Below are 25588 nucleotides of genomic sequence, written 5' to 3'. Positions count from 1 at the left end.
AGGGCGTCAGCCCCGCCGCGTCGGCACCGCCGCCCCGGGCCGCCACCCCGGGCTCCCCCGGGCCGGAGCCCGCGCGCGGCAGCCGCCCGGCGAGTTCGAACGCCGACAGCACCACCCGCGCCTGGTACTCCGCCTGGCGGGCGACCGGGATCCAGCGCGCCCCGCAGCCGTCGCGGTAGTCGGCGCACCACGCGTCGATCAGCCGGTCCAGCTCCGGCAGCGCCCCGGCCGGATCGTGGCCGCAGGCCCGCACGAGCTGGTGGAGCAGCCCGGCGGTGCGCAGCGCCAGCCGCCGCCCGGAGATGCGCAGGGCGGCCAGGTGGGCGCTGCTGAGGGACGGCAGGGGGTGGGCCGCGCCGGTACCGGTGTCGGGGTCCCAGGCGTCGGCGAGGCCGGGGCAGACCAGGAGATAGTCGTCCACGGGGGCGAGCAGACGCGCCGCGTCGCGTGCGGTGTCCAGGTGCGGGCGGATCCGGGCCAGCAGGTGCCGCAGGAGGCCCGTGTCGTGGCGCAGGGTGCGGCTGACGGCCCGCAGCACCGCGTCCCGGTCCCCGGGCGGGGCGTCGTCCGCGACGGCCGCCACGCCCCACATGGGCGCCTCGACGACCGCGGTGACGGTGCCGTGCCGGTGCGGGTGGAACCACGTCGACTCGACGGCGGCCTCGGTGATGGCGGCGGCCAGCGAGGCCCGGCGCGGCGGCGGGATGCGGTAGACGGCGGGCCCGAGGCCGGGCCAGTACAGCGCGTCGTAGGCGCCGAGTTCGCGGGGGATGCCGAGCCGGGCGGCGATGTGGGCGAGGCGCCGGTCGAGGCCGGGCAGGTCGTGGGTGAGCTCGACGAAGCCGCCGCCGACGTCGACGCCGTGCAGGGAGCACTGCAGGAACGGCCGCAGGTCGTCCTGGACGTCGAGGAGGGCACGGGTCTCCGGCAGGGCGGCGGCGGCCGCGCCGTCGGGCAGCCATTCGGGCTGTTCCAGGAAGCCGGGCCGGAAGAAGTTCCGGAAGTACCGGCCGAGGGTGTAGGGGCCGGTCAGCCAGCCCTCGTTGCGGCGCAGGCCGTCCGGGTCGAGGCTGAGCAGCAGGTTCCAGGTGGCGTCCGCGCCCTCGGTCAGCCGCGGGTCGGCCAGGGCGCGCTCGGCCAGGCGCAGCACGGTGGCGCCGCCCACGGGTTCGTTGGCGTGGGGTCCGGCGACGACCAGGGCCTGGCGGTCGCCGTGGCCCACGGACAGCAGCCACAGGGGCGTGCCCGCGCGGGAGGTCCCGACCCGGCGCAGCCGGGCGTCACGGGGGTGGCGGGCGACGAGCGCGGCGGCCCGGGTGCCCAGTTCGTCGACGGTCGGGTAGCGCGGGAGGGGCGGCAGGGCACACCTCCGATGCGGCGCCGACGGTTCACCAGGAGTACATGGCGTACGCACAGTCAGTCACGACTTGGGAGGTACGTCAACACCGTGGTGCACAAAGGGGTTTCGGCCACTCCGGAAAGATCGACTGCCGGTCGGCCCGAGGCCAGGGCTGAAGCGTGGCGCGCTTTTCGGTCAGCCGGCGGACAGCCGGAACAGCATGTGCCCGAAGCCCACCTGGTCGCCCTCGCGGACGACGGCCGCGCCGACGACCCGCCGTCCGTTCACCGTCGTGCCGTTGGTGGAGCCCAGGTCGCGCAGGACCCACATGCCGCCCTGGTGGCGCAGTTCGGCGTGCACGCGGGAGACGGTCTCGTGGTTGAGCCGCAGTCCGCTGGCGGGGTCGCGGCCTATGCGCAGCGGATGGGCGTGCGCCGGGTGCGGCAGCAGCAGTTTGGGCAGCCGCTCGGCCTGCCAGGCCCGGCGCAGCCGCACGGTGAATCCGGAGACCGCCTCGACGGAGCCGAACAGCAGGCGGGAGAAGCGGCTCTCGGTGGGCAGGTCGGCGGTGAGCACCGCGAGCTCGTCCGGGCGGCGGGCGGCGAGCGCCAGTTCCATGCGGCGGATGAACGTGTCGTGGGACAGGCGTCCCAGGGCGACGCCGTCACGCAGCACCCGCAGCGCCTTGTCGCGCTCCGCGTCGGAGAGCCGCGCGGGGTACGTGGGGAACTCGAAGGACGACGTCACGCTCGTGATTGTCGGACAGCGCGGCCGGGCTGTCCAGGAAACGGGAAAACGCCCGCCACGCACGCGTACCCGGGAGACCCGCCGCAAAAGGGTGGATGCACCGGCGGATTGATCTCGTTTGACGCACCATGGACGGGCTACATCACGGTGAGCAGACGAAGGGGAACCGTCCGTGCAGTTCGAGGTGTGGGCACCGCAGGCCGGCCGAGTGACACTCCAGTGCGACGGCGTCACGCGCGCGTTGGAGCGCGATCCGGAACGGGCGGGGTGGTGGTGGGGCGAGGCGGAGGCGCGCGACGGGTCCCGGTACGGCTTCGCGCTGGACGACGGGCCGGTGCTGCCCGATCCGCGCTCGCGCCGCCAGCCGGACGGCCCGGACGGGCTGAGCGCCGTCGTCGAGCACGAGCGGTACGCCTGGCGCGTGCCCTGGCAGGGCCGGCCGCTGCCCGGGGCGGTGCTGTACGAGCTGCACGTGGGGACGTACACGCCCGAGGGCACGCTGGACGCGGCCGCCGCGCGGCTCGGCCATCTCGCCGAACTGGGCGTCACGCACGTGGAACTGATGCCGCTCACCCCTTTCCCGGGCACCCACGGCTGGGGTTACGAGGGCGTCTCCCTGTGGGCGGTGCACGAGCCGTACGGCGGGCCCGAGGCGCTGAAACGCTTCGTCGACCGGGCCCACGAACTCGGCCTCGGCGTGGTCCTGGACGTGGTGCACAACCACTTCGGCCCGTCCGGCAACTACCTGCCGGTCTTCGGCCCGTACCTCACGGACACGCACCACACGCCGTGGGGTGCGGCGGTCAATCTGGACGCGCCCGGCTCGGACGAGGTGCGCGCGTTCCTGACCGGCAGCGCGCTGGCCTGGCTGCGGGACTACCGGCTGGACGGGCTGCGGCTGGACGCGGTGCACGCCCTGGTGGACACCCGCGCGCTGCACTTCCTGGAGGAGCTGTCGACGGCCGTGGACGCCCTGGCCGCCGAGGTGGAGCGGCCGCTGTTCCTGGTCGCCGAGTCGGATCTGAACGACCCGCGGCTCATCACCGCCCGCGGCGAGGGGGGCCTCGGGCTGCACGCGCAGTGGAACGACGACTTCCACCACGCCCTGCACACGGTGCTGACCGGTGAGGCGCAGGGCTACTACGCGGACTTCGCACGCGCGTCCCTCGGCGGGCTCGCCAAGACCCTCACCGGCGGCTACTTCCACGACGGGTCGTACTCCAGCTTCCGCGAGCGCCACCACGGCCGGGCCCTGGACCGCAACCGCGTGGCCGGGCACCGGTTGCTGGGCTACAGCCAGACCCACGACCAGGTCGGCAACCGCGCCCAGGGGGACCGCCTTTCGGCCCTGCTCTCCCCCGGGCTGCTGGCCTGTGCGGCCACGCTGGTGCTGACCGCGCCGTTCACGCCGATGCTCTTCATGGGCGAGGAGTGGGCGGCGGGCACGCCCTGGCAGTTCTTCACCGACCACACCGACCCGGAACTGGCGGACGCCGTGCGCCGGGGCAGGCGGCGGGAGTTCGCGGCGCACGGGTGGAAGGAGGAGGACGTGCCCGACCCGCAGGACCCGGCGACCCGGGACCGCTCCTGCCTGGACTGGTCCGAGCCGGAACGCGAGCCTCACGCGCGCATGCTGGACTGGTACCGCCGGCTCCTCGCCCTGCGCCACGAGCAGCCCGACCTGACCGATCCGGACCTCGCCGACACGAAGGTCGCCTACGACGAGGAGCGGCGCTGGCTGGCCTTCCGGCGCGGGGACGTCCTGGTGGCGGTGAACCTGGCCCGGGAGCCGGCCGAGCTGCCGCTGGGGGTGCCCCACGCGCGCGTGCTGGCCGCCTGGGAGCCGGTGGAGACCCCCGGCGCGGACGGTGTGGTGCGCCTGCCCGGTGAGTCGGGCGTGGTGCTGCTGCAGGAGTGAGCCGGCCGGGGCGGGTCACGGGGTGTCGTCGGTGGCGCCCAGGTCCGTCACCCGTTCCAGCAGGATCGGCTCCCAGGCGTGGCGCAGCCGGGTGCGCGGCAGGGTGAGGTCCTGGGCGGTGAGCGCCTCGGCGAGGGCGGCGAGGGCGTCGCAGCGGGCGAGCCAGAGGCCGCGCAGGCAGGGCCGGGCGCCGTAGCCGGCGAGGGTGGCGGCGCGCACGGCGGCGGGCGCGCCGACGGCGCGCGCGAGGCCCGCGATGTCCTCGGCCGGGTCGCCGACCACCGCCCCGGACCAGCCGAGGACGCCGCGCACCCGCCCGTCCGCGCCGACCACGAGGTGTCCCGCCGTCAGCGCGTGGTGGGTGAGGACCGCCGAGCCGGACTGGGCGGCCAGCTGGGCCGCGGCGGGCGGGGTGAGCTGGTGCAGCCGGGCGGCGTCGAACTCGTCGGCCTCGTCGAGGCGTTGGGCGGCGCGTACGGCGGCGCGGCGCAGCGTCTCCAGCGAGCGGGGGGCGACGCGCGGCACGCCGAGGGTCTCGGCCTGCCGCACCGGCACCTCGCGCAGGCCGGTGAGCAGCCCCGCCAGGTCGGCCTCCCCGACGGCGGACACGGCGTGCCGTTCGCCTGACCCGCCGGGCAGTCTGGTGTCGAGCGTGTAGGCCAGCCCGGGTGCCCACTCGCCGTGCGCGACGCTGGCCGGGACGGCCACCGGGACGTGCGGGCGGACGAGATCGCGCAGGCGCAGTTCGCGGCGCCGGCGCACGGTGGCCTCGCGGTCGGGGGCCAGGCGCAGCACGTGGCGGGTGCCGACCCACCAGGTGGTGGGTTCGGCGTCCTCGGTGGCGGGCCGGATGTCGATGCCGCCGTCCTGCGCGGTGCCCCCGCCTCGCGCGTCCCGCGTGCCGCTCCGGCCGGCCTTGCCCTGCCTGCCGTCCTCGAGCAGGGACAGGACCAGCCGGCGGACGGTGTCCGCGGTGGGGGTGGGTGCCTGGGTCATGGTCGCGCCGTTGCCGTTCGTCACGCGTGCGGGGGACATCGGTGGCCTCACTCCACTATGACCAGCTCGCGGGTGGTGTCGTTCAGCCGCCGTCCGCCGTCCTCGGTGACGGTGACGATGTCCTCGATGCGCACGCCGAACCGGCCGGGCAGGTAGACGCCCGGCTCCACGGAGAAGCACATGCCGGGCACGAGCGGCTGCTCCTCGCCCTCGATCATGTACGGCGGCTCGTGGGTGGTGACGCCGATGCCGTGGCCGGTGCGGTGGATGAAGTACTCGCCGTACCCGGCGTCGGCGATGACGGCGCGGGCGGCCCGGTCGACGTCCTGGCATGCGGCGCCCGGCCGCACCGCGCGGAATCCGGCCTCCTGGGCCGCGCGCACCACGTCGTGCACCCGCCGCTCCTCGTCCGTGGGCGGGCCGACGTGGACCGTGCGGGAGGTGTCGGAGCCGTACCCGTCCCTCAGGCCGCCGAAGTCGAGGACGACCATGTCGCCGCGTGCGATGACCCGGTCGCCCGCCTCGTGGTGCGGGTCGGCGCCGTTCGGGCCCGAGGCGACGATGGTGAAGTCGACCTGCTCGTGGCCGTGCCGGCGCAGCAGCCGGTCGAGGTCCGCGGCCACCTCGGACTCCCGGCGGCCGGCGAAGGGGACCTCGCGGATCTCCTCGAACGCGGCGTCGGCGGCGGCCCCCGCGGCCGCCATGAGCTGCAGTTCGGCCGCGTCCTTGACGGCGCGCAGCATCGGCAGGGCCTCGGTGAGCGAGGCGTAGGAGCTGTCCGGCAGGGCCCGCCGCAGGGCGAGCAGGTGCAGCGCCCAGGCGTTGTCGCTGATGCCGAAGCGGCCCACCGGGTCGAGGAGCGCGGCGGTCGCGGCGTAGGGGTCCTTGCCGTCGGTCCAGTCGCGCAGGGTCAGGGCCGGCGCGCCGGCGGCCCGGAGCGCGTCGGGGGCCTCCAGCGCGGGGACGACGAGGACGGGGTCCTGCCCCGGGGCGAGGACCAGCAGGGTGAGCCGCTCGGTGACGGCCGGGGGCGTGTAGCCGGTGAGCCACACCAGATCCGGCCCGGGGGCGACGAGGAGGCCCGCGAGCCCGGCCTCGGCGGCGGTCCGCGCGGCGCGCTCCATGCGGGCCCGGTAGTCGTCGGCGGTGAAGGACGCGGCCGTGCTTCCGGTCATCCGGGCCTCCCAGGACGGACGAAGGGGCTACGGGCAGCATCCTGCCCGGCCGGAGGGGGCGGCGCGAGCCGTCTGCGGGCTTTCACCGGGCACCATGCCTCACCCCGGCCCGTCACCGACCCATTGGCACCCATGCCCGGAGGCGGCCTGGGAGCGTACGACCGTGCCTCCGCCGGCGCCGCCGTGCTGGTGACGAGAGCGGCGGCACCGGGACCGGTGTGGTTCAGGTGACCAGGGCCGGTACGACCGTCACCTGCTCGTAGCCGCCGCTGCGGTGCCGCACCGTCAGCCGCACCTCCCGCCCGGGGCGGGCCCGGGAGACGGCTCGCACCAGGTCGGAGGCCGTGTCGATCCGGGTCGCGCCGAAGTTCAGCAGGACGTCGCCGCGCACCAGGCCCGCCCGCTGCACCGGTCCGGGGACGTGGAGCCCTACGACCACGGCCCCGGGGCCGCGTGCGTCCATGACCTGCACCCCGAGCGTCACGGCGGCGGGCGCGGACGCGGGCGCGGCGGAGCCGGCCGGGGAGGGGCGGCTGAGCGGGGGCGTGTGCCGCTGCCGCGGATCGAGGAGCCCGCCCTCGCCGGTCACCGTGGCGCCCATCGCCCCCAGGCCGATCCCGGACAGCACCAGGACGGCACCGGCGAACCCGGCGAGCAGCACGTTGAGCAGCCGCCGGCCGCGCCGCCGGGCGGCGTGCGGACGCCGCCGCGGCGGCCCGGACCCCGTCGCCGGTGCCGGCTCGGGCTCCTGGCCCGGCATCGGCTTGGGTCGCAGCGCGGTTCGTTCCATGGCTCGCCTCCGGGTGGTGCCGATCGCCTCCGGCGGGTGCCGGAACGATCTCGGCAGGTGCTCTACCCGGCCCGTCGGCGGCCGACGAGCCACGAACGAGTGAGACAGACCGGCGCGGTCCGGTGCGTCAGCCGGTGTGGCCCTCCCCGTGGCCGCCGTGGGCCCCGCCGTGGTCGAACTTCAGCACCGGGGCGGGCATCACGACGAAGGGCCGCATCATGCCCATGTCCTCGTGCTCCAGCAGATGGCAGTGGTACATGAACCGGCCGTGTGCTCCGTCGAACCTCCCCATGACGCGCAGCAGCTGGTCACCGGGCACCCGGAAGACGTCCTTCCAGCCGAGTTCGTTGGGCGCGAGCGGGATGCTCGTGCCCGGGTCGTGGCGGATCGGCGTGCGGGTGCCGCCCACCGCCGGGTCGAAGCCCGAGACGTCGTAGGCGTCCCGGCCGAGCAGCTGGAAGTCGGCCAGGTGGATGTGCATGGGGTGGACGATGGGCGCGAGGTTGAGGAAGCTCCACTGCTCGTGGCTGCCCTCGGCGATGGTGTAGCCGAGGGCGTCGTTGAACGTCCGTGCCGTGCGCCGGTACGTCCTGGTCGTGCCGTCCGGGCCGGTGATCTGGATGATGCCGTCGGTGGGGACCCGGACCTCGTGCGGGTGCTCCACCTCCGCCATCTCCCACATCTCGGGGTGCCCGCCCGCGCCCTTGGTGGCGGGCGGGGTGAGGACGACCAGGCGGTGGCCGTGCCCGATGTCGTGGGTGAGGCGGCGGAAGGAGCCGGAGAGGACCGCGGGCAGTTCGAAGGTGTCCGGCTCGCAGGTCTCCCGGATGCGGAACTCCATGACGGCCGGGTAGGGCACGTCTCCCGCCGGGTCCGGCACGCCGGGCGGCTGGTTGCGGCCCTTGTTGACCAGCCGCAGCGTGCGGCCGGCGAGTCCCCGGAAGTCGGCCAGCAGGTCGAAGCGTTCGGCCGGGGCCGCGGTCAGGGCCGGCAGCGCCGCGTCGAAGTCGACGGGGACGGGGCGTGGCAGCAGCCCGCCGTCGCTGCCGATCTGGTGCAGTACGCCCGGGACCGGGTTGTCGTCCTCGTCGACGAGGACGAGGTCGTAGATGCGCGCGTTGGAGGCGTTGACCAGCCGGAACCGGTACCAGCCGGTGTCCGCGTCCAGGTGGGGCCAGATACGGCCGTTGACCGTGGTGTAGGGGCCGGTGAAGGGGATGGAGACCGGTTTGCCCGTCTCCGGGTTCGCGTCCTGGACGATGACCGTCTTGTGCAGCAGCCGGCCGTTGAGGCGCCCGTCCTCGTCGGTGTCGAGGTTGCGGTCGGCCAGCAGCAGCGGGATCTCCCGCTCCCCGGAGGGGAGGTGGAGGGCGTCCTCCTCGTCGTCCCGCACGAGGTAGGTGCCGTACAGGCCCGCCATCACGTTCCACCGGGTGATGTTCATGGCGTGGTCGTGGTACCACCACTGCACCGCCGGGTGGTCGTTCGGGTACTCGGAGAGCTGGGCGTCGCCGAAGGCGACCGCGTTGTCGGCCCAGCCGTCGTTGCCGCCGCCCGTCTGCGCGCCGTGCAGATGGGTGACGGACCAGGCGGGCAGGGCGGCGACGTCCTTGTTGGGGGCGGCCCCGTCGCGGCCCGGCTCGGTGCTCGGCTGGGGGCGGCCGTCCCGGCGCAGCTTCACCTCCACGGAGGTCACCGGGTACTCGCTGTCCTCCGGGATGCGGTTGGTCCAGGCGATGCGCACGCGCTGCCCGCGCCGGACCTCGATGGTGGGGCCCGGCACCTGTCCGTCGTAGCCCCACATCAGGGTCGGCGGGAGCTGTGGGTGCAGGCGCACCCAGGCCGGGCGCAGGGCGATCTCGGTCTCGCGCAGCACGTCGCCGCCCGCCGGGCGCAGGACGGGCGGGACGGGCAGCGGCGCGACGTACGGCGTCAGTTCGGCCGGCGCGGGTGCCGGGGCCCGTTCCCCGGGCTCCGTGCGGGCGTCGGGCCGTTCGATGATGTCGGTCAAGGTGAATCCCCCGTGTGGTGCTCGGCTGTTTCCTTGCACACGGAAAGACCCCCGACGCGCCGCCGGGGGTTCCGTCATGTCCCGTTCCGGGATGATCTGGCTGGAAAGCGCCGCCTCAGCCGAGGGCGGGCACGGGTACGGCCGGCGGCCGGTCCGGGAGGAAGCCGTGGGCCCGCCGGGACAGCCACGCCTCCTTGTAACGGTCCACCTGCCGGTGCCAGTTGAGGATGCCGGACATCCAGTTGCGCAGGTCCGCCACATAGGTGCCCATCGCGGCCCGCGCCTCCTTCGAGAGCTGGAAGTCGTCGCACAGGAGGGGCAGTTCGTGGGCGACGACGTGCTCGAACTGGCGCATGCGCCGGCTCATCAGGTCGTGCACGATGCCGAGGCCGGTCGGGTAGTCGCAGCCGAAGAAGTTCTGCACGACGAGGATCGCGTTGTGGATCTCGCCCTCGAACTCGATCTCCTTCTGGTACGAGAACACGTCGTTGAGCAGGCACGCGAAGTCCATAGCGGCGTTCTCCAGCGACCGGACCGGGCCGCTCGCGTACACCTCCGGCGGGATGCCCGGGCCGTGTCCCAGCCGGCACAGGCTCAGGGTGAGGTCGGAGCCGAAGGTGGCCCGGCGCATCTCCAGGTAGTCGACCGGGTCGGGGACGCGGTTCTGGAGCTGGTTGGACAGCTCCCACAGCCAGCTCTCGGTCATGGCGTCGACCGCGGCCTTGAGCGAGCGCCGCGCCTCGGGGGTCATGTCCGCGGTGGTGCGCGCCCACAGGTCGGTCAGGCCGCGTTCCATGGCGTTGAGCGGGACCGGCGGCTCGGTGGCGTCGACCGGCATGCAGTCGGACAGGCGGGCCGTGGTCAGCCGGGCGGCGGCCAGGTCACGGCGGTGGCCGTACACCAGCGGGTAGTAGTCGTCGCCGTAGGTGCCCCAGGCCAGCCACTGCGAGCTGAGGTCGAGGGCCTCGGGAGTGGCGTCCGGGTCGAGGCCCGCCGCGCACAGGGGCAGGTCGTAGGCCCTGAGCTTGTCCGCGTCCCAGACGCCCTCGGCGAGGATGCCCATGCGGGCCACCCAGTCGGTCAAGGTCCGGCGGGAGTGGTCGAGATGCGGGCTGAGCTGCAGCGGGAACGGCATCCGGATGTCGGGGATCCGCGCCGGTCCGACCTTCTGGTACGGCACGTGCGTGTAGGAGCGCATGCGCTCGGCGCCGGCCGTGGCGAGCAGGGCGCGCACGTCGGCCGCGGAGGTGCCCAGGCCGGCGCACCCCGGCCAGGGGGCGCCCCCGCGTACGGCGTTCTCGTTCATGTAGCGGCTGGAGCGCAGATGCCACTCGTGGCCGCCGGACTGCCAGTCCTGCAGACCCTTGGTGTACGCCGCCACGGCCGCGACCTCGTCCGGCCGCAGGCCCTTCTCCAGGGCCAGCGCGGGCACTTCGGTGAACGCCGTGTGCTCGAACTGGTGGAGGCGGGAGGTGAGGACGTCGTTGACGGTGTCGGCGGCCTCCTGGGTGCTGCAGCCGAAGAAGGTCTCCAGCACGAGCACGCCGTTGCTGTTCTCGCCCTCCTCCTCGACCTCGCGCTGGTACGAGAACAGGTCGTTGCGCAGGTGCACGGCGTCGGAGAACGTCTCCATCAGCACCCTGAGCGGCCTCGACCCGGCGATGCGGGCGGGGACTTCGGCGGTCGCGTACTCCACGAGCCCCGCGGACCAGGGGGCGCCGCCGACCTTGCGGCGCATCTCGATGTACTCGACGGGGTTGGCGATCCGCCCCTCGTTGATGTTGGACAGCTCCCACATCGACTCGTTCAGCAGGTGCTCGGTGGCCACGGCGAAGCGGCGGCGCCAGTCCTCGGACATCGCGGGCACCGTACGCGCCCACAGATCGGCGAGGCCCGCCTCGACCGGGTTCCGCGGTTCCGGCACGGGGGTGGCGAGGTCCGTCGGCATGAACAGGGGCAGCCGGTCCAGGTGGGCCTTGCCGGCGGCGCGGTCCTGGCTGCGCTTGTACCGCTCCAGGAAGTGGTCGTCGAAGAAGAAGACCCACACGTACCAGTCGGTGATGAGGGAGAGGGCGGGGCCGTCGCAGTCGGGGTGGGTGTAGGCGCAGAGCAGGCCGTAGTCGTGCGCGTCGAGGTCGGCCCGGTCCCAGACGCCGGATCCCTCCAGCATGCCCATCTCGCGCGCCCACGCGGTCGAGTGCGCCCGGGCCTCGTCGACGTGGGGGTTCAGCCGCGCGGGGTGCGGCAGGTAGAAGTGCGGGAGTTCGAACGGCTGCGTCATGGCCGGGCCCTACCCGGCACCGCGCGGCGGCATCCGGGAGCCCGGACATGATCACACCATCGCGTGAATCGGACCGGGAGGGCGCGGAGTTGGGCCTCGCCTACGCGACCTGGATCAGCGCGTGGGTGCCGCCGGTGCGCCAGCGCCGGCCCTCCGCCGCGTTCAGGGCGGCCTCGGTGCGCGCGTCCAGCCCGGTGATCACGTCGGACTTCAGGGTGCGCAGGGCCGCGACCGGGCCGGGGAAGTACGCGGTGACGTCCGCGAACGGCGTGGTCGGGGCCCACAGCCGGTCGCCGACCAGGCGACGGTAGTTGAGGTCGCCCTTGAGGATCGTGAGCGTGGCCGCGGCGAACTCGGCGCGCAGGTCGGCGGGCATCTCCGCGTAGGGCAGCGGGGCGGCGGAGAAGGGGTGGGCGCGCAGGGTGAGGCGGCCGTCGGACAGGGCGGACCACAGCCGCCGTCCGTACGCGGCGGCCGCTCCCCCGGCTCCGGTCAGCCGGCGCAGGGCGTCGACGACGTCGGCGGTGGTGGCGTCGGAGACGTAGTAGGGGTGGGGCTTGACGTGCAGGACGGCCCGTCCGATGCGCCCGTCGGCCAGCAGGTGGGCGATCAGCAGCAGGTCGGGGACGAGTTCGCGCCCGGCGTTGTCGGCGACCAGGCACAGTGTGCCGGTGCCCCGGTCCGTGGGGCCGAGCAGGGACCACAGCCGGTCGCTGTCGTCGGCCACGAGTCCGGGTACCGCCGCGGTGTCCCGGGCGCCTTCGGCGGAGAGGCGGAAGCCGAGGTCGGCGCGGTTGCCCCAGAGGGAGCCGTGCAGCAGGGCGTGTGCCTGTTCACCGGCGGGCCGGCCGGCGAGGTCGTCGAGGGCGGCCAGCTCCTCGTCGGTCTCGGGGGCGTCGAGTTCGGCCAGCTTGAAGGGGCGGAAGGGGTCGATGCCCTGCCAGGGCCCGGGGCCGAAGTAGCCGACGGCGTCGAGCAGCCGGCGGTAGAACCAGCTCTCGGACCACAGCCACGGCACGTCGAACCAGGACCGGCCGGTGTGGGCGGGCAGCCCCCAGTCGTCCCAGTTCGCCCGGTCGTGCGCGTCGGCGGGGAGGGGTTCGATGGTGCCCTCGGTGCAGTTCGCCAGCAGCTCGTCGAGTGCGCGGTGCTGTTCCGGCGCGTACGGGAAGGCCTCGCGGACCTGCTTGATGATGGCGGGGTGCCGCTCGGCGAGCACGCTGTGCGGGAAGGAGCCCGGCTCGTTGCCGAGGAGCACGGGTGCGGTGGGGGTGTCGGGCATGGGGCCACCGTAACGGGCGGGCCTCGTACCGCAGTCGCTTGACGACCCCCACCTCGTCCTGCGGAAGCGGCCGTCAGACCGGCACGATCTCCCGTTCCAGGCGGGCCGCCAGGCTCAGGTAGCGGGCGCGGCGGGTCACCGGGACCAGGCCACGGATGAGTATGTTCCACATCTCCGCGGTCCGGCGGGGCTGGCGGGCGACCGGCTCGCGGGAGCGGCCCACGACCCGGGTGCCGACGAAGAAGCAGACCAGGGAGTGGGCCACGACGTCGATGTCGATGTCGGGGTGGACGTCGGACTCCTTGACGGCGCCGACCAGCCGGGCGGTGACGATGTCCAGCCACTCCGTGAAGGGGTGGCTCAGCGGCGGCCGGGGCCGGATCCCGCCGGTCGCGAGCCGCAGGCCGGCGCGCAGGACCGGGTCCTCGACGGACATGCGGGTGATGCCGAACGTGAGGCGCATCAGCGCCTCCAGTGACGTGTGGCCGCGCTGGTCGGTCTCCCTCGCCAGCCGCCGGGCGGTGTGCGACTGGAGTTCGAGGATCGCGTGGGCGAGATCCTCCTTGGCGGCGAAGTGGAAGTACAGGGCGCCCTTGGTGACCTGGGCGTGCTCCACGATGTCGCTGAGACTGGTCGATTCGTAGCCGCGACGGTCGAACAGGTCAGCGGCGGCCGTGATGATCGTCGAGCGGGTCTGCTCGGCTCGCAACTGCCTCGCCATCGACTGAACTCTCCCGGGACGGAAATGAACGGGTCATGCCGTTTGTTTTTACCCCCCGTACACGATAACTCACCCTGAGACGGCGCTCCTCACACCAGTGTGCCGGAGTGCGGGCGCACTTCCGGCAAAACCAGCGCAACTGGTCAAAGAAAACAGCGGGTTCGGTATCTAACCGTGGAGGATACGGGGTCCGAACGTGAAGGCGGGCCGGCCGGTGCCCCATCCGCACCGGCCGGCCCGCCCGTTCGACGGCCTGCCCCGTTCAGCGTTCCCGAGGAAGGTTCAGAAGGTCAGCTTCCAGCTGTTCAGGGTGCCCGTGTCCTGCGCCGCGGTGTCCTGGACGCGCAGCTTCCAGGTGCCGTTGGCGGTCTCGCTGGAGGCGTTCACGGTGTAGGTGGTGTTCACGTTGTCGGCGGAGTCCGACGCGGCCGACTTCAGACGGTACGTCGAACCGTCCGGCGCGACCAGGTCGATGACGAGGTCGCCGCGGTAGGTGTGGGTGATGTCCACGCCGACCTGGAGGGCCGAGGGGGCGTTGCCGCTGCGGCCGCTGACGGTGATCGGGGACTCGATCGCCGCGGCGTTGTCCGGGATGGCGACGGCCGTGGTGCTGGAGAACGTCGTGCCGGTGGACGTACCGCCCTTGACCGCCTGGACCGTCTTGGCGGCGTCCGCGAGGCCGGCGCCGCAACCGCCGGAGCAGGTGCCGGGCAGCGGGCGGGCGTTGGCCTTGATGGCCGACTCGATCTGCGCCGGGGTGAGGGCCGGGACGGCCGACTTCATCAGGGCGGCGAGGCCCGCGACGTGCGGGGTGGCCATGCTGGTGCCCTGGTAGTAGGCGTAGTTCTCGCTCGACGGCGTCTTCGTGCCGGAGTTCAGCGTGGAGAGGATGCCGTTGGCGGTGGTGGTGCGGGTCTCGCCGCCGGGGGCCGCGATGTCGACGACCGTGCCGTAGTTGGAGTACGAGGCCCGGCTGCCGGCGCGGTTGGTGGCGGCGACGGTGATGACGTTGGCGCAGTTCGCCGGGGACGAGCCGGAGGCGTTGGTGTTCTCGTTGCCGGCCGCGACGACGACCGAGGTGCCGCGGTTCACGGCGCCGTTGATGGCGCTCTGGGTGGCGGTGGAGCAGGCGCCGCCCCCGCCGAGGCTCATGTTGATGACCTTGGCGACGTTGGCGTTGGCGGGCACGCCCGAGACGGTGCCGCCGGACGCCCAGGTGATGGCGTCGATGATGTCCGAGTCGTAGCCGCCGCACTTGCCGAGGACGCGGACCGGGGAGATCTTCGCGCCGTAGGCGATGCCGGCGATGCCCTTGCCGTTGTGGGTGGCGGCGGCGATGGTGCCGGCCACGTGCGTGCCGTGCCAGGAGGAGGTGGAGGCCGGGACGCCCGCGCCGCACTCGCCCGCGTTGTACCAGTCGCCCGGGTCGGCCGGGTTGCTGTCACGGCCGTTGCCGTCGACGGAGACGGCGGTGTCGGAGATGAAGTCGTAGCCGCCGACGATGTTCGCGGCCAGGTCGGAGTGGGCGACGTAGCCGGTGTCGATGACGGCGACGGTGACGCCGGAGCCGGTGGTGGTGTCCCAGGCGGCCGGGACGTTCATGCCCGCGGTGGACTCGAACAGGTCCCACTGCTTGGTGTACTCGGTGTCGTTCGGGGTGACGGCCGTCGGCTTGTTCAGACGGTCCGGGACGACGTAGGCGACCTGCGGGTCGGCCTCGTAGGCGGCGACGACGTCGGCGACGGACGCCCGGGTGGGGTCGGTGCCCAGCTCGACCAGGGCGGCACCGGTGCCGAGGCGGCGCTGGAAGCCGACGTCCTCGCCGGTCTTCTCGGCCTTGGCCGCGGCGTCGGCGGCGGCCGCCTTGTCGGACTTCGCCTCGGTGGCGCCGGACTTGTAGCCGACGATGAGGCGCTCGGCCGGGGTGCCGGGGGCGGCCTCGGTCCGGGCGGCCGGGACGGCCGCCGGGGTGGGGGCGGCCTCCTGGGCGACGGCGACCGAGACGGGGGCTGCGGTCAGCAGGGCGGCGGAGACGGCGGCGACGGATATCAGCTTCCGTCTGAGCGTTGGGGAGGTACGCACAGTCTGCCTTTCGTGGCCGGACTCCGGGCTGGGCGGAGCGGCGGTGGGGTCGCTTCGTCGTCGAAGCGGAGGGGGGGTGTTCGAAAAGCGAAGAGCTACACGGTGGCCGGCCAGGCGCGAGACGTACGCGGACCCGTTCGGGGTTACCTGTGGGTCAGCTGTGCAGGAACGATAGGCAAACGGCAGGTCGTCGGGATACGGGGGAAACCCTCGATCCGGCCGGAAACCCACCCTCTATGGCTGACCGGCGCCCGCCCATGTGCCCCTTTTCGAACGGCTGGTGGCGAGCTGAACGCGTCGGGCCGGTTTCCCGTACTGCACTACCGAACGTCGCCGCCCCCGGCACGAGGAGACGCAGCCGCATGCCCCGTACGACCACCCGCCGCGCCGCGCTCGCGGCCGTCCTCGTGACCCCGCTGCTGCCGTGGTGGGCGGCCGTCCCGGCGTGGGCGCACGGGGCACCGACGGATCCGGTGAGCCGGGCCGTGGCCTGTTCGCCGGAGGGCGGCGCCGCGGCGGGCTCGGCGGCGTGCCGGGCCGCGGTGGCCGCGAACGGCGGGCCCCTGGCGGCGTGGGACAACCTGCGGCTGGCGGGCGTGAACGGCCGCGACCGGCAGGTCGTGCCGGACGGCCGGCTGTGCAGCGGGAACCTGCCCGGCTACCGGGGTCTCGACCTGGCCCGCGCGGACTGGCCGTCGACGCGGGTGACGCCCGGCGCCACGCTGACGATGCGGTACGCGTCGACGATCCCGCACACGGGCACGTTCCGGATGTACCTGACGAAGCCCGGCTACGACCCCGCCGGGCCGCTGTCCTGGTCGGACCTGCCGGGCGAGCCGTTCGCACGGGTGACGGACCCGGAGCTGACGGACGGCGCGTACCGCATGAAGGTGACGCTGCCCTCCGACCGCACCGGCCGGCACGTGCTGTACACGGTCTGGCAGAACAGCAGTACGCCGGACACCTATTACTCGTGCTCGGACGTGGCGTTCCCGGAGAAGGAGAAACCGGAGGAGGAACCGGAGGAGAAGACGCCCGGCGAGAAGAAGCCCGGGGAAACGCCTGAGCAGCCGCCCGTGGAGAACCCGGAGAAGCCGGAGAAGCCGGTCGAGGACAAGGTCGTGCCGGAGGCGCGGCAGGCCGCGGAGCCGCGGCGCGCGGAGGACGGCGCCGGGCCGGGCACGCCCGTGCTGGCGGGCGGCGCCGCGGCGGTGCTGGTGCTCACCGGCGGCGCCGCCCTGGTCGTACGGCTACGGCGGCGCTGAACCGCCTGACGGATCAGGTCAGTTGACGGTGACCGCGACTCCGCCCTTCGTCACCGGGGCGTACTTGGCGGTGAAGAAGGCGTTGGCGAAGCACAGCGACGAGCCGGACACCTTGGTGAACTGCTGGTTGGTGAAGGAGATGCTGTTGTCGGCGTTGCTCGCCGTGCCGGTCAGGCCGGGGGCCTGGTAGACGCAGGTGATCGTGCCGAGCAGGGTGCGCAGCTTGACGGTGGACTGGACGGTGGTGCCGGCGGCCGGGGTCACGGAGACGGTGCCGCCGGAGGACACGCTGGTGGTGTAGGGCAGGTTGTCGACGGTGATGCCGCTGACGCCGAGCACACCGACGACGTTGGTGGTGCAGCCGCCGGCGTCGAAGCTGTGCGAGGTCAGGGATTCGGTGGCGACGCCGGGAGCGGCCGGGTTGTCGGTGACGGTGGCGGCGAACGCGGACTTGGTGCACGAGATGCCGCTGGTGCCGGTCGCGCTGGAGTAGAAGGTGGCGGCCGTGCCGCTCGCGAGGGACGCGTCGAGCACGTCGCCGACCGCGACGGCGGCGCCGTCGGCGATGGTCAGGACCGGGGTGTCGGCCGCCGAGGCGGGGGCGGCGAGGCCCAGGGCGGCCACGGCGGCGGTGAGGCCGAGGAGGGTACGGGTACGCATGCGGGTGTACCTCTTTCGTCGGTGGGGGGGGGGTGAAAGGCCGCGCGGTGCCCGCCGTCGCCTGCCCGGCACGCCTTCTCCGTACATGACGGGCCGGCGACGGCAGGCCGGTGACCGGCCGGGGCATGCCGCGGGGGCAGGGCTCCGGCCGGGCCGGGCGGGGGGTGGCTGCGGACACGGCGTCGGAGGTAGCGGCCGTGCCGGAGGAACGGGACTCGGGCGGAAGAAAGCCCGTACTGCGTCACCGGGCGGCGGGACGCCCGTCCGGGACGGGCGGTCCGGGTCGCGCGGACGGTGCCGAGCAGCCGGATCCGGCGCCACGGATCCGGTGGGACGAGCAGAGTTGTAGACCTGGCGCTCCGTCAACGTCAAGGCACCGTAAGCGAGTTGTGCGCGGGGTGAGCGTTTTCGGGGCGCGGCGACTCACCCGCGGCACACCGTCGACACTTCTTGTTCACACTTCCCTTGACCCTTCATGTAACCGGCGGTAACTTCCTGCTCGGCTACCGCGGCGTCACGAGAAAGCCCTTGCAACCGCCGGGAGTTGCGAGGAGCCGTGCGCACGCGGGCCGGTGTCCGCGCCAGGGCAACGTGCCACCGATGTCCGATCCGCACCGACAGCACCGGGAGCAGACATGACCTCCTCCGCCGAGCACGGCGAGCACACCTCCGACAGACCCGGCGGCACCCCGGAGGCCGGCGACGCCCCCGCGCGTCGCGGGCGGGTCCGGGCGCGCCGGGCCGCGGTGATGGCGGTGCCGGCCGCCGCGGTCGCCGCGGGTCTCGCGATCCTCACCGCCGAAGGGGCGCTGGGCGTGCAGTTCGCCATCTCGGGCATGCCGTTCACCGTCACGGCGACCGAGCTGAACGGCACCGGCTTCGCGCAGTTCGGCGCCCTGGACGAGATGGCCGAGGGCAGCCCGAACGCCGGCGACACCGGTGGCCAGGTGCTGGTCGTCACGTCCGTGATCAAGAACGCGACCCTCACCAAGCTGTGCCAGAGCGTGGACCTGGGCGGCACCAACCTGGTCATCCGGGCGGGAGAGGGCGCGCAGAAGGTCACCGCCAGCGATCTGACGACCGACTCGACCCAGCTCTCCGGCGACGCGGCGTTCAACAACATCGAGATCGGCAACGACGCGAGCACCCTCGACAAGGCCGGGCCGAAGGGCCGCGGGCCGAAGGGCGTGTTCAGCCAGCAGTCCGACACCGTGCACATCGCCAGCCTGCGGCAGACCAACTACGCCACGACCGCCGGCGTGTTCAAGCTCCCCGGGCTGAAGCTGGGCTTCAGCGAGTCGGGTTGCTGATGTCCGGCGGCCCGCGCGGAAAGCTCCGGCCCGCCTTCCGGCGGTGGCGGGCCGGCCGGCCGTTCTGGGGCGGGCTGCTGCTCGCCCTGGGCGGGGCGGAGATCCTGCTCACCCTCAGGGCGTCGCTGGACGTCGTCCTGCACGTCGGCATGCAGGGCCTGGCCGGCTATCTGCTGCCCGCCGTAATGCTGCTGTGCGGGGTGCTGATCCTCTTCAACCCCGCCCAGCACCTGTTCTACTCGGTCATCGGGGTCCTGGTCTCGCTGGGCTCCTGGCTGACCTCCAACCTGGGCGGCTTCTTCGTCGGTCTGCTCCTGGGCGTGGCCGGCAGCTGCCTCGCCTTCGGCTGGCTGCCGGACCAGGAACCGCGCGTCAGCCGCCGCAGGCGCCGGAAGGAGGCCCGGGCGGCACGGGCCGCACAGGCCCCGGGCTGACCCCGGGCCGGAACCGCGCGGACGGTACGGAAAGCGCAGGCGAGGGCAGCCGCGACGAGGGCCTCGCGCCGTGGGGCGGCGTCCCGCCCACCGGAAGCGGGAACAGGGCTGTTCGACGGGTCGGACAGATCATCACGATGCGGCAGCATCAACTCACGGCATGTGGCTGCTCACTTGACGGGGTGTGGTCACACACGGTTGGCTCCGGGCCAGCGAGAGTCATCCGGTCGGTGCACACCCCGCGGCCCGCCTGCGCTCTCACCCTGCTCCAGCTCGGCCGCACAGCGAGGTTCCGCCCCCATGAACACTCCACCCCCGCCGCACACCCCCGTCAGACGCACCCGTGCCGCGGTCCTGGCATCCGCCCTGTGCCTGCTGGTGTCCGGCTGCTCCGTCCTGGGCGCGGCCGACGACGCGCCGGGCGGGGACGCGGCGGCGGGGTCCGGCTCGGGGATGAGGGTCGCCCTGGTCACGCACGGCGGCGAGGGCGACGCCTTCTGGGACCTGGTGCGCCGGGGCGCCGAGGCCGCGGCGGCCAAGGACGGGATCGACCTGACGTACACCAGCGACGCCGACCCGGCCGCGCAGGCCGGCCTGGTGCGCGACGCGGTCCGCGACAAGGTCGACGGCATCGCGGTGACGCTGGCCAAGCCGGCGGCGATGCGGGGCCCGGTCGCGCAGGCCCGGGCGGCCGGCATCCCCGTCGTCGGACTGAACTCCGGCATCGACGCCTGGCGGCCGACGGGGCTGCTGGAGTACTTCGGCCAGGACGAGTCCGTCGCGGGCCGGGCCGTCGGCGACAAGCTGGACGACCTCAAGGCCAAGCACGCCCTGTGCGTGGTGCACGAGCGGGGCAACGTCGCGCTGGAGGCCCGCTGCGCCGGCGTGAAGAAGACCTTCGGCGGCGACACCGAGAACCTGTACGTGGACGGCACCGACATGAACGCGGTGACCGCCACGATCGCCGCGCGGCTGCGGCAGGACCGAAGCATCGACGAGGTCGTCACCAACGGCGCGCAGTACGCGCTCACCGCGGTCGAGGCCGTGCGCCGGGCCGGGAGCAGGGCCGAGGTGGCCACCTTCGACCTCAACAGGAACCTGGTGCGGGCGGTGCGGGACGGCTCCGTGCAGTTCGCCGTGGACCAGCAGCCGTATCTGCAGGGCTACCTCGCGGTGGACGCCCTGTGGCTGTACCGGACCAACGGCAACGTCAGCGGCGGCGGGGCGGCTCCGGTGCTCACCGGGCCCGCCTTCGTGACCAGGTCGAACGTCTCCTCCGTCGCGCGGTTCGCCGCCGCCGGGACCCGGTGACCGGACCCTCCCGTGACGGTGTCGCCAACAATTCGGCCGGGCCCGGCCCGTACGTCCACTTGTGCGGATAACATCCTGCGCATCCCATGTGCCGCACCCGGCACACCCCCGCGCCCCTCCCCCGCCCTCCCCGACCGCTCCGCCTCCCCGTTCCTCGCCCCCCGCTGATCGCCCTAGGACGACGATGTCTCGACGGACAGGTGCCCGGCGCCGCCTCGGTTCCATACGCCTCTCCCTGGTGCTGCTGGCCCTGGTGCCGGGCGTCACCCTCGCCGCCATGTGGGGCGTGACGACGATCCAGATGTTCTCGGAAGGGCTGCGGCTGCGCGACCAGACCGAGCTGAGCCGGTCGACCGGTGCCATGGGCACCGACGCGACACTCGCCCTGCAGCGCGAGCGCAGTCTGTCCGCCGCCTGGCTGGCCTCGCCGCGCGGCTCCCGCGCCGCCCTGGACGCGCAGCGCGAGGAGACCGACAAGGCCGTCGCGAAGCTGGTCGGGCAGGCGGACGCGATCGAGAAGGCGCCCTCCCGCATCTCCGACCGTCTCTACTCGGTGCTCGGCTCGGTGGGCAGCCTGGAGTACTACCGGGACCAGGTCGACAACCCCACCGACATCACACCCCAGCAGGCGCTCGACCAGTACTCCTCGATCATCGACGACCAGATCCACGCCTTCCAGGAGCTGTCCCAGGTCGACGACGGCGACCTCACCTCGCAGGCCGGTCCGCTCGTGGCGCTGGAACACACGGCGGAGCTGGTCTCCCGGGAGGACGCGCAGCTGACCCTGGCGTGGCCGTCGGGGCATCTGCAGGACGCGGCCTGGACGCAGTTCGCCGAGCTGGTCAACACCCGGCGCTGGCTGGTGCAGGACCAGGTCGTGCCGCAGCTGACCGGCGAGGCCAAGGCACAGACCGAGCGGATCCTGGCGGGCTCCGAGTGGCAGACGCTGCAGTCCGTCGAGGACCGGGTGCTGGCCTCGCGCAACTCCGGTGCCGCGCCCGACCGGATCGCCCTGCCGGACTCCCAGAAGCGGTGGAACGCCGCCATGGACAAGCTGTCCGAGCAGTACGCGGGCCTCATCCAGCAGCAGACGACGGGACTGCTCCAGCGCAGCGCCGACAAGGCGGACGCCCTGCTGCTCAAGGCGGCCCTGCTGAGCGCCGCCGGGCTGCTCGCGCTGCTCGTCTGCGTCGGCATGTCCTGGCGGATCACGCGCTCGCTGTCCCGGCGGCTGCGCGGGCTGCGCCGGGCCGCCGTGAGCCTCGCGCAGGAGCGGCTGCCGGACGTGGTGGCGCGGCTGGACCGGGGCGAGACGGTCGACCCGGAGTCGGCGACGCCCGAGCTGGACTACGGGCACGACGAACTCGGCCAGGTGGCACAGGCGTTCAACACCGCCCAGCGCACGGCCGTGCACACGGCGGTCGAACTCGCCGACACCCGGCGCGGCTTCCAGAAGGTCATCCTCGGCATCGCCCGGCAGAGCCAGAACCTGGTCAACCTCCAGCTGGCCAAGCTCGACACGCTGGAACGCGAGCACACCGACCCGGACATCCTCAAGGGCCTGTACGAACTGGACTCCACGGCGAGCCAGTTGCGCCGCTACGAGGAGAACCTGGTCATCGTCAGCGGGGAACGGCCGGGCCGCAGCTGGAGCGAGCCGGTGGCGCTGATCGACATCCTGCGCAGCGCGATCGGGGAGGTCGCCGAGTACCAGCGGGTGGAGGTGCACACCGAGGAGGAGGTGTACGTCGCCCCGCCCGCGGTGGCCGACGTCATCCACCTGCTGGCCGAGCTCATCGACAACGCGACCGCCTACTCGCCCGCGCCGAGCCCCGTCACCGTACGGGCCGCGATGGTGGCCAAGGGGCTGGCCGTCGAGGTGGAGGACCGCGGCCTCGGCATGTCGGAGGAGGACTACGCGTCCTTCAACGAACAGCTGGCGGTCCCCCCGCAGTTCGACGTGGTGGCGCTCGCCGACGACCTGCGGCTCGGCATGTTCGTGGTCGCCCAGCTGGCCCACCGGCACGGGATCGCGGTCACCCTGCGGGCCTCGCCGTACGGCGGGACCACGGCGATCGTGCTGGTCCCGCACGAGATCGTGGTGCGCGAGGCCCCGGGCGACGGGGCACCCGGGCTGCCGGGCGCCGAGGACGGAGCCGGCACGAAGGGCCGCGTGGACGGCGCCGGCACGAAGGGCCGCGTGGACGGCGCCGTCCACACCCCGGAGGACGGGCGGATGCCGGCTGACGGAGGCACGGCGGCGAACGGCCACGCTCCGGCGCGCGCCGGGGCCGACGGGACCGCGCAGGACGGAGGGACACCCGAGGGCACCGGGTCGTCCCCGGGCACCGGAGCCCGGAGCGGGGGGACCTCCCCGCGGGAGCCCCGCCCGCTGGTGGCCGCCCGCACCGCCGTCTCCGCCCCCGGGTCCCGCAGCGCCGCCCGCGAGGTGATCCCCCGCCGGGACGGTCTCGCCCCGCTCCCGCGCCGGGTGCCGCAGACCAGCCTCGTGGAGGAGCTGCGTGAGGAGGCACCGCCCGCCGCCGAGGACACCTCCCTCGACGAGTTCACCGCGGAGGCCGCCGCCTCCTCCCTGGCCGGCTTCCAGCGCGGCACGCTCCGGGCCCGTGACGGCGACGCCGAGCCGCCGCACCGCGAGGAGGCGGCCGCACCACCCCGGCAGGCCGCCGCCGATCCCGTCCCCTCGACTCCGCCCGCCGACCGCTGACGAAGGACACCGCAATGACACGCCCCATCCCCGCCACGCACACCCAGCTCGACCAGCTGCTGACCGGACTCGTGGAGCGGGTCGCCGACGTGAACCAGGCCGTGGTGCTCTCCGAGGACGGCCTGGTGGTCAGCAAGTCCACCGGGTTCCTGCGCGACGACGCCGAGCGGCTCGCGGCGACCGCGTCCGGGCTGATGAGCCTCAGCAAGGGCGTCAGCATGGACTTCCGCGGCGGCCCGGTGCGCCAGGCGCTCATCGAGATGGCCAACAGCTATCTGATCCTGACCTCCGCCGGCCCCGGCGCGCACCTGGTGGTGCTGACCGGGCCGGGCGCGGACGTCGGGGTGGTCGCGTACCAGATGAACATGCTGGTCAAGAAGATCGGCGAGCACCTCAGCGCGGCACCGCGGGGCGTGGCCGGACCCGTCGTCGACCCCGGCGCGTGAGGTGGGCGGAGGCGATACGGCGGGCCGGCTCGTACGGCCGTTCGCGCTGACCGGCGGGCGGACGCGGCCCAACTGCGCCGACTTCACGCTGATCGCGACGGTCACCGCGGTCGATCCGCCGCCGGCCAACGCGGCCCGGCCGCAGCCCGAGCACACCCGCATCCTGCGGCTGTGTGCCGAGCCGGTCGCCGTCGCGGAGCTGGCCGCCCGGCTCGACCTCCCGGTGAGCGTGGTCGCCATCCTGCTGTGCGACCTGCTGGAGGCGGGCCGGATCACCGTCCGCCCGCCGCGCCCCGTCTCCCGTACCACCCCGGACCTGGACCTGCTGCAGAAAGTGAGGGACGGCCTTGGCCGGCTCTGACCTTGCCACCGACGCGCCCTCGGCCCCCGACACGGTCAAGATCCTCATCGCCGGCGGCTTCGGCGTGGGCAAGACCACCATGGTCGGGTCGGTCAGCGAGATCGTCCCGCTGCGCACCGAGGAGCCCCTGACCATGGCCGGTCTGGGCGTCGACGACCTCGACGGCATCGAGGAGAAGCGGGCCACGACCGTGGCCCTGGACTTCGGCCGCATCACCATCAGCCGGGACCTGGTGCTGTACCTGTTCGGCACGCCGGGGCAGCAGCGGTTCTGGTTCATGTGGAACGACCTGGCCCTCGGCGCGCTGGGCGCCGTGGTCCTGGTGGACGTGCGCAGACCCGAGTCGAGCTTCGCCGCGATCGACTTCTTCGAACGCCGGGGCATCCCGTTCGTGGTGGGCGTCAACGGCTTCCACGGCGAACACCCCTATCCCGCCGAGGACATCCGGGAGGCACTCGCGCTGCCGGAGCACGTGCAGGTGCTGCTGTGCGACGCCCGGGAGCGGGAGTCGTCCCGGGACGTACTGATCGCCCTGATCGACCAGCTGATCGCATCGGCGGTGCAGGCCTGAGCCCGATGGCGCTTCCAGGGGGCGGCGGGCGGGGACGGATGTCGTTCCTGTGACGCTCCGCCCCCGGCCCGCGTTCGGTGCCGCCGGAATTGCGCCGCCGTCGTCACTGCATCGTGACGGTCGCCCGGCTCAGGCCAGCCCCGCCGACTTCAGCCACGCCGTGGCGACGTCCAGCGGGTCCTTCTTCTCCAGCTGCACCTGGGCGTCCAGGTCCAGCAGCGTCTGTGTGTCCAGCTTGGCCGAGACGGCGTCGAGCGCCTCGACGCCCTCCTTGGGCAGACCGCTCTTGTGCACCAGCGGGGTCACGTTGGCGAAGCCGAAGAGGTTCTCCGGGTCCTTCAGGACGACGAACTTCTCCTTCACGATGGTGGGGTCCGTGGTGAAGATGTCCGCGGCCTGGACGGTGTTGCGGGTCAGCGCCGCCTGGGTCAGCGGGCCGCCCGCGTCGAGCGCCTTGAAGGACTTGAACTCCAGGCCGTAGACGGACTTCAGGCCCTCCAGGCCCTGGTGCCGGGTCTGGAACTCCGGCGAGCCGCCGATCACCAGGTCGGGAGCGGCGTCCTTGAGGTCGGCGAGGGTGGAGGAGGAGGTCAGCTTGTACTTCTTCGCCGTCCGGGCGTTGACGGTGACCGAGTCCTTGTCCTCGGCCGGCGAGGACTGCAGCAGTGTCAGCTTCTTGTCGAGCTTGGCCTTGACGGCCTCGTTGACCGCCTCGGCGGACTTCTGCTCGGCCTTGGGGTCCAGGTAGGCGAGCAGGGAGCCGTTGTACTCCGGCAGCACGGTGACGGAGCCGTTCTTCATCAGGCCGTAGGTGGTCTCCCGGCTGCCGATGTTGTGCTTGTAGGTGACCTTGAGGCCCTTGGCCTTGAGCGCCTCGCCGTAGATGTCGGCGAGCAGGGTGCTCTCGGCGAAGTTGTTGGAGCCGACGACGACGGTGCCCGCCTTCGCCTTCTCGCCGGCCAGGGGGTCGTCGGAGGTGTCGCCGGACGAACAGCCCGCGAGCAGCGCCGCGGCGGCGGTGAGCGCGACGGCCCCCGCGCCGGTGTGCCTCGTCCTGGACCAGCTGCTTTTCGCGGTAGAAGTCATCCACCGATCCAATCCAGCCGCTTTGTGATCAGTCAAGGGCGGCCTTGTTACGGTTTCTGACGGCTCGTCACCAG

Annotated in this window: 20 protein-coding genes and 1 pseudogene; 9 read left to right on the top strand and 12 right to left on the bottom strand. The window is 73.4% G+C overall.

The features are described from left to right. Positions 1-6: 6 nt before the first annotated feature. Positions 7-1360 (bottom strand): annotated as a pseudogene (locus tag CHR28_RS07995) (M14 family zinc carboxypeptidase). 174 nt (positions 1361-1534) lie between these two features. Beyond that, complete coding sequence (locus CHR28_RS07990) at positions 1535-2086, bottom strand: DUF1707 and FHA domain-containing protein (protein ID WP_094052795.1); 552 nt, start codon at positions 2084-2086, stop codon at positions 1535-1537. A 172-nt stretch (positions 2087-2258) separates the two neighbouring features. On the opposite strand from CHR28_RS07990, the gene treZ reads away from it, so the two are divergent. Beyond that, on the top strand, positions 2259-4004 hold the full coding sequence (treZ, locus tag CHR28_RS07985; RefSeq protein WP_094052794.1) for a malto-oligosyltrehalose trehalohydrolase: 1746 nt from the start codon (positions 2259-2261) through the stop codon (positions 4002-4004). Between the two features lie 15 nt (positions 4005-4019). Here the strand turns inward: treZ and CHR28_RS07980 are convergent, their stop codons facing one another. The 8 genes from CHR28_RS07980 to CHR28_RS07945 all read right to left on the bottom strand — a co-directional run bounded on the left by CHR28_RS07980 (position 4020) and on the right by CHR28_RS07945 (position 15342). Next, positions 4020-5000, bottom strand: coding sequence for an aminoglycoside phosphotransferase family protein (locus tag CHR28_RS07980; protein WP_094052956.1), 981 nt, complete (start codon positions 4998-5000; stop codon positions 4020-4022). 47 nt (positions 5001-5047) lie between these two features. Then, a complete protein-coding gene (locus tag CHR28_RS07975) occupies positions 5048-6175 on the bottom strand; it encodes an aminopeptidase P family protein (RefSeq protein WP_094052793.1) in 1128 nt (375 codons plus the stop codon). 223 nt (positions 6176-6398) lie between these two features. Next, positions 6399-6965 (bottom strand): PDZ domain-containing protein, encoded by a 567-nt coding sequence (locus CHR28_RS07970; RefSeq protein ID WP_094052792.1) that lies wholly within the window; start codon positions 6963-6965, stop codon positions 6399-6401. A gap of 127 nt (positions 6966-7092) precedes the next feature. After that, on the bottom strand, positions 7093-8976 hold the full coding sequence (gene phsA / locus CHR28_RS07965; protein ID WP_094052791.1) for an O-aminophenol oxidase PhsA: 1884 nt from the start codon (positions 8974-8976) through the stop codon (positions 7093-7095). A 115-nt stretch (positions 8977-9091) separates the two neighbouring features. Next, positions 9092-11257 carry a germacradienol/geosmin synthase Cyc2 gene (gene cyc2, locus CHR28_RS07960; protein ID WP_094052790.1) on the bottom strand — a complete coding sequence of 722 codons (2166 nt, stop codon included), beginning with the start codon at positions 11255-11257 and terminating at the stop codon, positions 9092-9094. A gap of 100 nt (positions 11258-11357) precedes the next feature. Then, the gene (locus CHR28_RS07955; protein ID WP_094052789.1) at positions 11358-12539 is read right to left on the bottom strand and encodes a damage-control phosphatase ARMT1 family protein; all 1182 of its coding nucleotides are present in this window, start codon (positions 12537-12539) and stop codon (positions 11358-11360) included. 73 nt (positions 12540-12612) lie between these two features. Beyond that, on the bottom strand, positions 12613-13260 hold the full coding sequence (locus tag CHR28_RS07950; protein WP_094052788.1) for a ScbR family autoregulator-binding transcription factor: 648 nt from the start codon (positions 13258-13260) through the stop codon (positions 12613-12615). A 282-nt stretch (positions 13261-13542) separates the two neighbouring features. Beyond that, positions 13543-15342, bottom strand: coding sequence for a S8 family peptidase (locus CHR28_RS07945; RefSeq protein WP_094052787.1), 1800 nt, complete (start codon positions 15340-15342; stop codon positions 13543-13545). A 362-nt stretch (positions 15343-15704) separates the two neighbouring features. Here CHR28_RS07945 and CHR28_RS07940 point away from each other — a divergent pair, with 362 nt between their 5' ends. Then, complete coding sequence (locus CHR28_RS07940; RefSeq protein WP_094052786.1) at positions 15705-16607, top strand: lytic polysaccharide monooxygenase; 903 nt, start codon at positions 15705-15707, stop codon at positions 16605-16607. Between the two features lie 18 nt (positions 16608-16625). On the opposite strand, the gene CHR28_RS07935 is transcribed toward CHR28_RS07940, so the two are convergent. Then, the gene (locus CHR28_RS07935) at positions 16626-17267 is read right to left on the bottom strand and encodes a Tat pathway signal sequence domain protein (RefSeq protein ID WP_094052785.1); all 642 of its coding nucleotides are present in this window, start codon (positions 17265-17267) and stop codon (positions 16626-16628) included. A gap of 635 nt (positions 17268-17902) precedes the next feature. On the opposite strand from CHR28_RS07935, the gene CHR28_RS07930 reads away from it, so the two are divergent. From CHR28_RS07930 to CHR28_RS07900, 7 genes are all read left to right on the top strand, one after another. After that, complete coding sequence (locus tag CHR28_RS07930) at positions 17903-18577, top strand: DUF6230 family protein (protein ID WP_094052784.1); 675 nt, start codon at positions 17903-17905, stop codon at positions 18575-18577. Further along, positions 18577-19011 carry a DUF6114 domain-containing protein gene (locus CHR28_RS07925; protein ID WP_094052783.1) on the top strand — a complete coding sequence of 145 codons (435 nt, stop codon included), beginning with the start codon at positions 18577-18579 and terminating at the stop codon, positions 19009-19011. Before CHR28_RS07930 ends, CHR28_RS07925 begins: the two co-directional genes overlap by 1 nt. A gap of 300 nt (positions 19012-19311) precedes the next feature. Further along, positions 19312-20322 carry a substrate-binding domain-containing protein gene (locus CHR28_RS07920; RefSeq protein WP_094052782.1) on the top strand — a complete coding sequence of 337 codons (1011 nt, stop codon included), beginning with the start codon at positions 19312-19314 and terminating at the stop codon, positions 20320-20322. A gap of 184 nt (positions 20323-20506) precedes the next feature. Further along, the gene (locus tag CHR28_RS07915; protein ID WP_094052781.1) at positions 20507-23050 is read left to right on the top strand and encodes a sensor histidine kinase; all 2544 of its coding nucleotides are present in this window, start codon (positions 20507-20509) and stop codon (positions 23048-23050) included. A 14-nt stretch (positions 23051-23064) separates the two neighbouring features. Continuing rightward, entirely contained in the window at positions 23065-23496 is a 432-nt protein-coding gene (locus CHR28_RS07910; protein WP_094052780.1) for a roadblock/LC7 domain-containing protein, read from the top strand. Position 23497: 1 nt separating this feature from the next. Beyond that, positions 23498-23857: a DUF742 domain-containing protein gene (locus CHR28_RS07905; RefSeq protein WP_094052779.1), complete on the top strand. Its 360-nt coding sequence runs from the start codon at positions 23498-23500 to the stop codon at positions 23855-23857. Beyond that, positions 23844-24428 (top strand): GTP-binding protein, encoded by a 585-nt coding sequence (locus CHR28_RS07900; protein WP_094052778.1) that lies wholly within the window; start codon positions 23844-23846, stop codon positions 24426-24428. Before CHR28_RS07905 ends, CHR28_RS07900 begins: the two co-directional genes overlap by 14 nt. Positions 24429-24557: 129 nt before the next feature. Here the strand turns inward: CHR28_RS07900 and CHR28_RS07895 are convergent, their stop codons facing one another. Beyond that, positions 24558-25514: an ABC transporter substrate-binding protein gene (locus tag CHR28_RS07895; RefSeq protein ID WP_094052777.1), complete on the bottom strand. Its 957-nt coding sequence runs from the start codon at positions 25512-25514 to the stop codon at positions 24558-24560. Positions 25515-25588: the final 74 nt, after the last annotated feature.

Source organism: Streptomyces sp. XY006, from assembly GCF_002237655.1.
GTDB lineage: Bacteria > Actinomycetota > Actinomycetes > Streptomycetales > Streptomycetaceae > Streptomyces > Streptomyces levis.
This window is presented reverse-complemented; position numbering and strand designations above follow the sequence as displayed.